The 8,868-nt window shown below is 66.5% G+C and carries 9 protein-coding genes; 7 read left to right on the top strand and 2 right to left on the bottom strand.

The annotated features are described in order from the left end of the window. The first annotated feature begins 67 nt into the window (after positions 1–67). The 5 genes from D1793_RS02100 to D1793_RS02075 all read left to right on the top strand — a co-directional run bounded on the left by D1793_RS02100 (position 68) and on the right by D1793_RS02075 (position 6,201). Entirely contained in the window at positions 68–463 is a 396-nt protein-coding gene (locus tag D1793_RS02100; protein WP_162899885.1) for a DUF4376 domain-containing protein, read from the top strand. A gap of 952 nt (positions 464–1,415) precedes the next feature. Then, positions 1,416–2,594, top strand: coding sequence for a phage tail sheath protein (locus D1793_RS02095; RefSeq protein ID WP_119020674.1), 1,179 nt, complete (start codon positions 1,416–1,418; stop codon positions 2,592–2,594). Between the two features lie 58 nt (positions 2,595–2,652). Continuing rightward, complete coding sequence (locus tag D1793_RS02090; protein WP_119020673.1) at positions 2,653–3,162, top strand: phage major tail tube protein; 510 nt, start codon at positions 2,653–2,655, stop codon at positions 3,160–3,162. Positions 3,163–3,217: 55 nt separating this feature from the next. Then, positions 3,218–3,556: a phage tail assembly protein gene (locus tag D1793_RS02085; RefSeq protein ID WP_119020672.1), complete on the top strand. Its 339-nt coding sequence runs from the start codon at positions 3,218–3,220 to the stop codon at positions 3,554–3,556. A gap of 173 nt (positions 3,557–3,729) precedes the next feature. Beyond that, the gene (locus D1793_RS02075; RefSeq protein WP_119020670.1) at positions 3,730–6,201 is read left to right on the top strand and encodes a hypothetical protein; all 2,472 of its coding nucleotides are present in this window, start codon (positions 3,730–3,732) and stop codon (positions 6,199–6,201) included. On the opposite strand, the gene D1793_RS19325 is transcribed toward D1793_RS02075, so the two are convergent. Further along, positions 6,202–6,636, bottom strand: coding sequence for a hypothetical protein (locus D1793_RS19325; RefSeq protein ID WP_162899884.1), 435 nt, complete (start codon positions 6,634–6,636; stop codon positions 6,202–6,204). Between the two features lie 15 nt (positions 6,637–6,651). Between D1793_RS19325 and D1793_RS02070 the strand changes: the two genes are divergently transcribed. Beyond that, entirely contained in the window at positions 6,652–7,107 is a 456-nt protein-coding gene (locus D1793_RS02070) for a phage tail protein (RefSeq protein ID WP_119020669.1), read from the top strand. Beyond that, positions 7,104–8,087: a phage late control D family protein gene (locus D1793_RS02065; RefSeq protein WP_119020668.1), complete on the top strand. Its 984-nt coding sequence runs from the start codon at positions 7,104–7,106 to the stop codon at positions 8,085–8,087. The genes D1793_RS02070 and D1793_RS02065 overlap by 4 nt, the downstream gene beginning before the upstream one ends. Positions 8,088–8,270: 183 nt before the next feature. On the opposite strand, the gene D1793_RS02060 is transcribed toward D1793_RS02065, so the two are convergent. Continuing rightward, positions 8,271–8,624 carry a hypothetical protein gene (locus D1793_RS02060; protein ID WP_119020667.1) on the bottom strand — a complete coding sequence of 118 codons (354 nt, stop codon included), beginning with the start codon at positions 8,622–8,624 and terminating at the stop codon, positions 8,271–8,273. Between the last annotated feature and the right edge of the window lie 244 nt (positions 8,625–8,868).

Raw genomic sequence — 8,868 nt, 5'->3', positions numbered from 1 at the left:
TTCAATTCAGTGGGTGGCCTGCTCAACCGATACCCGCCCCGGCTGGCACTACGACGGAGAGCAGTGCTTGCCGCCACCACCCGAGCCCCCGGAGGATCTCGCCGCCCGCAAGCGCGCCGAGATCGACCAGGCCCGCGATGCCGCCTTCGCCGCCGGCCTCCCCTACGAGATCGTCGGCGAACCCGATGTAGTGCAGACCCGCCCCCAGGACCAGATCAATCTGCTCGGGCTCTCCGCCAAGGCCCAGCGGCTCATCGTCGCCGGCGATAGTGAGGCCACACTCACCTTCCGCGGCCTCTCCAACGTCAACCGCGAACTCACCGCCGAGGAGATGGACACCCTCACCCTCGCAGCCCTGGCCCACATCGAGGGGATCTACCAGCGCAGCTGGGACCGCAAGGACGCAATCGACCGGGCCCTGGCCGAGGAGGACCGGAAGGGGATCGAAGCAGTGGTGTGGTAGATCATCAACACACCATGACTGAGTCGATATGATCTTTAAGGTCAACGTGCTGGCTAAGCCTCGCAACCCATTGTGAGGCTTAATTTTTTGGCCCAAAAAGGGCTGCACAGCTCACCGTTTACAACTTGCCCGGTGACTAGCCGGGATACACTGAGCGCTCAATGTCGTTGAGAGAGGCAGCGTTGATTCGATGTCCGCTAATGCATCGCATGGGGTAGCTACAGTGTCTTATTCACCGAGTGCTGCTTCGTGAATCACCAGACCAAGTCCAGACTACCTTCTGTAAACCCCATCATTACAGAGAAGTCTGCTAGTGCATGGCAATCACCTTGAGCAACATCACCATAGAAAAAATATCAGCATTTCCAGTACTCGTTGAGAACCTCCACCTGCACCAGCTAGACAAAGGATAGGGTGTCAAGTGAATGATTTTTATAGTCACCAAGGTTATCCACAACCCTGACCACTGCTTGCCCACAACACAACCCCGGCCCGAGTAGGATAGGATATCGAATAATGCGAATGCGGAGCGGTAATTGACCAGATCAGATAGAGAAGAGACCTAAATGAGGAAGCCCCGGTCGGGGGGACCGGGGCTTCGAATGCATCAGGCGTTGGCGCGCCTTCAACAAAGGGCTGTCTTGCATGCACCACGATAACCGAAATCGAACCACCGTCAAGTGGTGGAACTTCAGCATTACCCTACCTGGTACAACGTTTGTAAGTCGTTGCGTTGGGATCAGCATCTTGCTGGTGGCAATGGCGGTCGTGATATGGGCTACAGGCGTATACCTCTCACCTGTGCTGCTGGCCATCTTGGCATAACCGTGGGCCGGCAGCCCCACCCATGTACCACCCCCATCGTACACCCCTGCCCGGTGGCCCCTCGCGCGCCCGCGCGGCACGGTGACGGCATCACTCTGCCGCCACCCGCCACCGCGCAGGAGCCCCCATGCCCGATCAATACCACCACGGCGTCCGCGTCCACGAGATCAACGAGGGCACGCGCCCCATCCGCACCGTTGCCACCGCCGTCATCGGCCTGGTGGCCACCGGGCCGGAGGCCGACGCAGAGGCCTTCCCGCTGGATACCCCGGTGCTGGTCACCGATCTCTACGCCGCCATCGGCAAGGCCGGCAGCGGTGGCACCCTGGCGCGCTCGCTGAGGGCCATCGTCGCCGAGGCCCGCACCCTGGTGGTCGTGGTGCGCGTGGAGGAAGGCGAAGACGAAGCCGGCACCACCGCCAACCTGATCGGCGGCGTGGATAGCGAGACCGGCCAGAAAACCGGCATGCAGGCGCTGCTCGCCGCGGAGCAGCGCTTCGGCATCAAGCCGCGCATCCTCGGCGTGCCGGAGCTGGATGACGAGAGCGTGGCCGCCGAGCTGATCACCACCGCCAAGAAGCTGCGCGGATTCGCCTATATCTCCGCCCACGGCTGCGAGACGAAGGAAGAGGCCGCGATGTACCGCGAGGCCTTCGGCGCCCGCGAGGCCATGGTGATCTGGCCGAACTTCCAGGCCTTCGATGTGGATGCCGAAGAAACCCGCCCACTCTCTGCCGTAGCCAAGGCATTGGGCCACCGCGCCCGGCTGGATCAGCAGTTCGGCTGGCACAAGACGCTCTCCAACATCCCGGTGAACAGCGTCACCGGCATCTCCAAGGACGTCTTCTGGGACCTCCAGGACCCCAACACCGATGCCGGCTATCTCAACGCCGCCGAGGTGACCACGCTGATCAACAAGGGCGGCTTCCGGTTCTGGGGCTCGCGCACCACCAGCGACGACCCGCTGTTCGCCTTCGAGAACTACACCCGCAGCGCCCAGGTCATCGCCGACACCCTCGCCGAGGCCCACCTGTGGGCCGTGGACAAGCCCATGCACCCCTCACTCGTGCGCGACATCATCGAGGGCATCAACGCCAAGTTCCGCGAGTGGGTGCGCCTGGGCTACCTCATGGGCGGCGAGGCCTGGTTCGACGAGTCCGCCAACAGCCCCGAATCCCTCAAGGACGGCAAGTTGTTCATCGATTACGACTACACCCCGGTGCCCCCGCTGGAAAACCTCAACCTGATGCAGCGCATCACCGACCGCTACCTGGTCGATTTCGCCGACCGCGTCGCCGCTGCCTGAAGTTGAAATTGAAAGCCGCCGGTTCGGCATCGAGAACCAGAACTAGGAGCCCCTCGACATGGCACTTCCCAAGATCCTCAAGGACTTCAACCTGTTCGGGGACGGCAACAACTGGCAGGGCCAGATCCCCGAACTCACCCTGCCCGAACTGGCCCGCCGCATGGTCGAGTACGAAGGCGGCGGCATGGATGGCCCCATCGAAGTCGACCAGGGCGCCGAGCTGCAGGTCTTCGAGTGGACCGCCGGCGGCATGATCGTCGAGATCTTCGATACCTGGGGCTCGCCGATCCACGATGCCGCCCTGCTGCGCCTCACCGGCAGCTACGAGAGCGACGAGACCGGGGAGACCATCCCGGTGGAGATCGTCATGCGCGGCCGCCACAAGAGCATCGCCCTGGGCGACGCCAGCAAGGGCGACAACAACCAGATCAGCGTCACCACCACGCTCAGCTACTTCAAGCTGACCGTCGACGGCGAAGCCATCATCGAGCGCGACGTGCCCGGCATGGTGTTCCGCGTGCGCGGGGAAGACCGCTACGCCCAGCGTCGCCAGAACCTCGGCGTCTAACCCCGCCCCCATCCCCCGGCCGCCACCGGCGGCCCACCCCCCTCCAGGAGAGACCATGAGCGAGCAACCCAACGAGCAAGCCACCGCCCCGGCAGCCCTGCCCAGCGTGCCCACCGAAACCGTCACCCTCGACACCCCCCTGCAGCGCGGCAGCAAGGCCGTCACCGAGGTCAGCGTGCGCAAGCCGCTCTCCGGTGCCCTGCGCGGCGTCGCCCTGGTGGATCTGCTCAACATGGACACCCACAGCCTCACCCGCGTGCTGCCGCGCATCACCGAACCCGCCCTCACCGAGGCCGAGCTGCGCAAGATGGACCCGGCCGACCTGGTCCAGCTGGGCAGCAAGGTGAGCCGTTTTTTGCTGGGCAAGCGGGCCCAGGAGGACGAGACCGCGTAACCCTGCCCGCCTGCGTCGACGACGCCATGGCCGATATCGCCATGGTGTTCCACTGGGGGCCGGAATCCATGGCCCCCATGCCCCTCGAGGAACTGATGGCCTGGCGCGAGCGGGCCCGCCAACGCGTTGAAGCCGCCGGCCGCCGGCACCCATCGCACCGCTAAGGAGCCCGCATGGCCCGCGACCTGAACCTGAGCGTTACCCTCAGCGCGATCAACAAGGCCACCGGGCCACTACGGCAGATCATGCAGGGCAGCCAGGGCGCCGGCCGTGCCATCCGCGAGACCCGCGACCAGCTACGCAACCTGCAGGACCAGCAGAAGCAGCTCACCGCCTTCCGCGACATGAGCCGCCAGAGCCACGCCACCCGGCGGGCACTGATGGACAAGCGCGAAGAGCTGCGCCAGGTCAGCCAGCAGCTGCAGACCACCGAAGGCCCCACCCGCCGCCTCACCCAGCAGCAGGAACGCGCCCAGCGCGAAGTCGACAAGCTCACCCGCGAATACCGCGGCCAGCGCGACCAGGTGCGCGAACTCGCCCGCCAGCTGCCGCCGGGCATCGAGGGTACCCGCGGCCTCACGCAGCAGAACGACGCCCTCGCCCGCCAGATCGCCGAGACCACCCGCCGCCTCGAGGCACAGCGCAACGCCCTGCAGCGGCTCAGCGATGCCGATGTCAGCGGCCGCTTCCGCAACATGGGCACCGAGGCCCGGCGCTTCGCCCGCAACGTCACCCTGGCCACTACCCTGGCCGCCGGCTCCATCTTCGGCCTGGCCAACTCCACCGCCGGCCTGGGCGACGACGTCGCCAAGACCGCCGACATCATGGGCATCGGCACCTACGAGCTCCAGGAGCTGCGCTACGCCGCCGAGCGCGCCGGCGTGGGTACCGGCGCCCTGGATAGCAGCATGCAGCGCATGGTGCGCCGCATCGGCCGGGCCGCCCAGGGCGGCGGCGCCGCGGCCAAGGCCTACGAGGAGCTCGGGCTCAACGCCCAGGAGCTCGCCGCCATGCGCCCCGAGCAGGCCCTGGGCGCCATTGCCGATCGGCTCAATCAGGTCGAAGGGCAGACCAACAAGATCGCCTACGCCAGCGCCATCTTCGGCAACGCCGGCGAATCCATGATCAACATGATCAAGGGCGGCTCCGGCGAGCTCGAGGAGCTGCGCCGCCAGGCTCAGGACACCGGCTACGTGCTCAGTGAGGAAGCGACCCGCGGCTCGGAAGACTTCAAGGACGCCCTGCTCGACGCCCAGCTCAGCCTCAAGGGCATGAAGAACACCATCGGCGCCGAGCTGATGCCCGCCGTCACCGAGCTGATGGGTGAGTTCACCGGCTGGATGCGCAGCAACCGCCACGAGGTGCAGGCCTTCGCACGGGAGTTCGGCCACCGCCTCAAGGCAGCGGTGCCGGTCATCATCGAGCTCACCCAGGGCGCCGCCAACTTCGCCAGCGGCCTGGCCGAGCTCACCATGCGCGCCGCGGATCTAGTCGGCGGCTTCGACAACCTGGCGCTCATCCTCGGCGGCCTGTTCGCCGGCAAGCTGATCATGAGCGTGGTGATGTTCGGGATCAGCCTGGTCAAGGCCGGCGCCGCCCTGGGCAGCCTGGCCGCCACCCTCCCGGGGCTGATCGGCGGCATCAAGGCGCTGGGCCTCGCCTTCATGGCCACGCCGCTGGGCTGGGTGATCGGCGGCATCACCGCCATTGCCGCCGGCGCCCTCTACCTATGGCGCAACTGGGAAGCCGTCGGGCCGCGCTTCGCCGCCCTGTGGGAGGGCCTCAAGGCGCTGCCCGGCCAGGCCTGGGCAGGCATCAAGGCCGCTTTCGAGGAGGGCATCGGCGGCGTCACCCGCCTGCTGGTGGATTGGTCGCCCCTCGGCCTGCTGTGGCGCGCCATCAGTAGCGGGCTGGCCGCCCTGGGCATCGAACTACCAGCCAGCCTGAGCGAACTGGGCGGCATGATCATCGACGGCCTGCTGGGCGGCCTGCGCGCCAAGGCCGGCGAGCTGCGCGACGCCATCACCGGCATCGGCGGCAACATCGTCGGCTGGTTCAAGGCGCGGCTCGGCATCAACTCTCCCTCACGGGTGTTCGCCGGCTTCGGCGGCAACCTGCTCGAGGGGCTGATGGATGGCATCGACGCGAAGTGGGGCGTGCTGCGCGACAAGATCGGCAGCGTGGCCGGCGGCGTGGTCGGCTGGTTCAAGGATCGCCTGGGCATCCGCTCGCCCTCTCGCGTGTTCGCTGAGCTGGGCGACGACACTCTGGCCGGCTACCGCGAAGGGCTGGAGCGCTCCGAAGGCGGCGCCCTGCGCGAGATCCGCCGCTTCGGCGAGCGGGTGCGCCGGGCCGGTACCGGCATCGCCCTGGGCAGCGTGGCCACCGCCGCCGTAGCCGCCGGCGGTGAAGGCCCGGCCGCAGCCCCCGGCGCCCTGCGCTTCGATACTCGCCCACCGCTCTCAGCCCCAGGCGGCGAAGGCCTGGTGATCCACGGCGGCATCAACATCGAGATCCACGCTGCCCCGGGCATGGATGAGCAGGCGCTGGCCCGCCTGGTGGATGCCCGCGTACAGCACGCCCTGCGCCAGGCCGCCCGAGAGCAAGCAGCCCGTAGCAGGAGCTCGCTTTATGACGTGGATTGATCAGCGCCGATGGCGAGGCGGTGGAGTACGAACAAACTTTGGGCGATCCATTTGCACTGGCCGTGAAACCTTCCGGCCATAGCCTTTCAAGGCTCGGAAAAGCTGAAAAATGCTGTAAAGCAACCCGGACACGAAGATGGAAACAAGAAAGCTTCCCGCCATCCAGGCAAGGTCATGCTCAAGGCTGGTGAAAGCTCCTAGAAGCATCGAAGCGATAACAGCAGTTACCGCTGCGGCCAAAGCGATGAGGCCATGCTCTTCTGACGAGTCTTTCAAGACGAAGCCCAAGGCAGCACCAACAAGGAGATAGATCGACTCATGGCCACCACTCTGTACCAGCCGAAGGATATATCCACGATCTCCAGCTAAATCTGAACCGAATACGATAACCATGACGACAACGAACACAAACACGACTTCCTTCAGCCCCTTCACGATGAGTATCTCCCTATGATGATGGTTTACGGCCTGTTCGTATTCAGCCTCTCCACCGCAGCCTATCAGGAGTTCCAGCGGCAGACCTCCTGGCGCCACCAGAGCCAGAGCCGCGTGGGTGCCCGGCCGGCGCGGCAGTTCCTCGGCGCCGGTGACGACACCATCACCCTCACCGGTACCCTGCTACCCGAGTTCACCGGTGGCCAGGCCAGCTTGGATGCCCTGCGAGAGATGGCCGACCAGGGCCGCGCCTGGCCGCTGATCGAGGGCACCGGGGTCAACTACGGGCTCTACGTCATCGAAAGCCTGAACGAGCGCAAGAGCCGTTTCTTCCGCGACGGCGCCGCCGCCCAGATCGAGTTCGATCTCACCCTGCAGCGCATCGACGACGAGCGCCGCGAGCTGCTCGGCGTCATCAACAACACCATGCTGCGCGGCCTCTCCGGCCGGCTGGCCGGGGCCTTCGCATGAGCCGGCGCCCCACTTACCGCATCACCCTACAGGGCCAGACCATCAGCCCCGAGTTCCGCGCCCGGCTCTCCCGCCTGCGGCTGACCGATCGCCGCGGCCTCGAGGCCGACCAGCTGGATCTCACCCTCACCGATGACGACGGCCGCCTTGCCCTGCCGCCCCGCGGCGCCGAGCTCACCCTTGCCCTCGGGTGGGCCGGCGAGGCCCTGGTGGAGCGTGGTACCTACATCGTCGACGAGGTGGAGCACAGCGGCAGCCCAGACGTGCTGATCATCCGCGCCCGCAGCGCCGATATGCGCGGCGGCCTGCCCGGCAAGCGCACCCAGAGCTGGGAAGGCCTCACCCTGGGCGAGCTGGTCACCACCATCGCCGCCCGCCACGGCCTGGCACCGGTGGTCGGCACCACCCTGCAGGGCGTGCCCATTGATCACATCGACCAGACCGAGGAGAGCGACCCGCACTTCCTCACCCGCCTGGCCGAACGTTTCGACGCCGTGGCTACCATGAAGGCCGGCCGCCTGCTATTCATGGCCGCTGGCACCGCCACCACCGCCAGCGGCCTGCCCATCCCCCCGGTGCAGATCCGCCGCCGCGACGGCGACGGCCACCGCTACATCACCAGCGACCGCGATGCCTTCACCGGCGTGGTCGCCGCCTGGCACGACCCCAACAGCGCCGAGCGCCAGGAAGTGGTCGCCGGCAGCGAGGCAAACGCCAAGCGCCTGCGCCCCACCTACGCCAGCGAGCAGGACGCCCTGGACGCCGCCCGCGCCGAATGGCAGCGCCTACAGCGCGGCCACGCCGAGTTCAGCCTCGAGCTCGCCGAAGGAGACCCCCGCCTGATGCCGGAAACCCCCGCCGCCCTCACCGGCTGGAAGCCCGAGATCGACGCCACGCCCTGGCTGATCACCGAGGTCACCCACGAGCTGACCGATACCGCCTACACCAGCTCACTTCGGCTCGAGGTGATGGGTGAGTAGCCAAACGGAAGAGCCCCGGCCATCATAGCCGGGGCTCTCGAACGCAACGCATCATGGGGTTCCTGGCGGCCAAGGCCGCAATCGTCAGGCGTTACGCCTTCAGCATGGCAAATTGCCTTGGGCCTTCTGAGCGTTGTTCACTCAGCTGCGTGTAAGAGATCACCGACACAGCAGGGCAGCCCCTCACCACGCGTACCGCCGCGCCTGGCTGACCACTACCCCGCGCATGTCCGCCTGCCGGGCCACGAGTGAACGCCCCTGGTGCACCACCGGCAGCAGCCTGAACTGCCCGCCAATCCGGTGCGTGGTGAACAACCGCTGCTCCCCGGCCTGCTCCACCACTACCAGGTCGGCATGGCCCGGCGTCCTGGCCTCGTCCACCACCAGCAAGTCGCCCTCGATCACCGGGCCGCTCACCCCCGCCTCGTCACCCACCTCCACCAGGAAGCAGCTTGGCGAGAACTGGCTCAGGTCGTAGCCAGCCAGCGCCGGGTGAGCCATGCCTGCCATGAGTGGGCCCAGGTAGGTCACGCGCATCCATCGTCTCCTCGTCCAGCTTGAGCTCCATGGCCAGGCATCGTTCTATGGTTGCCAGAAGCCTTTGCGCCACCAATACTGTGCGCATAAACAGCATACAGCAATAGCAACACCGCCATGACCCAGCCCAACCCCGCCCTCCCTGCAAGCTCCATAGCCGAATGTTGGCGGATGTTCTTCCACTGGACGCAGCGCCGACCCATCCCACGATGGGGATGCCTCATGCATCGCAAGGCGGTACCCC

The sequence above is a fragment of the Halomonas sp. JS92-SW72 genome (assembly GCF_003547075.1).
GTDB classification, from domain to species: domain Bacteria; phylum Pseudomonadota; class Gammaproteobacteria; order Pseudomonadales; family Halomonadaceae; genus Halomonas; species Halomonas alkalicola.
This window is presented reverse-complemented; position numbering and strand designations above follow the sequence as displayed.

Excerpts from the sequence above, each read along its gene's own strand:
- D1793_RS02095 (WP_119020674.1), top strand. The coding sequence starts at position 1,416 with ATGCCCGATCAATACCACCACGGCGTCCGCGTCCACGAGATCAACGAG.
- D1793_RS02090 (WP_119020673.1), top strand. The coding sequence starts at position 2,653 with ATGGCACTTCCCAAGATCCTCAAGGACTTCAACCTGTTCGGGGACGGC.
- D1793_RS02085 (WP_119020672.1), top strand. The coding sequence starts at position 3,218 with ATGAGCGAGCAACCCAACGAGCAAGCCACCGCCCCGGCAGCCCTGCCC.
- D1793_RS02075 (WP_119020670.1), top strand. The coding sequence starts at position 3,730 with ATGGCCCGCGACCTGAACCTGAGCGTTACCCTCAGCGCGATCAACAAG.
- D1793_RS02070 (WP_119020669.1), top strand. The coding sequence starts at position 6,652 with ATGATGATGGTTTACGGCCTGTTCGTATTCAGCCTCTCCACCGCAGCC.
- D1793_RS02065 (WP_119020668.1), top strand. The coding sequence starts at position 7,104 with ATGAGCCGGCGCCCCACTTACCGCATCACCCTACAGGGCCAGACCATC.
- D1793_RS02060 (WP_119020667.1), bottom strand. The coding sequence starts at position 8,624 with ATGCGCGTGACCTACCTGGGCCCACTCATGGCAGGCATGGCTCACCCG.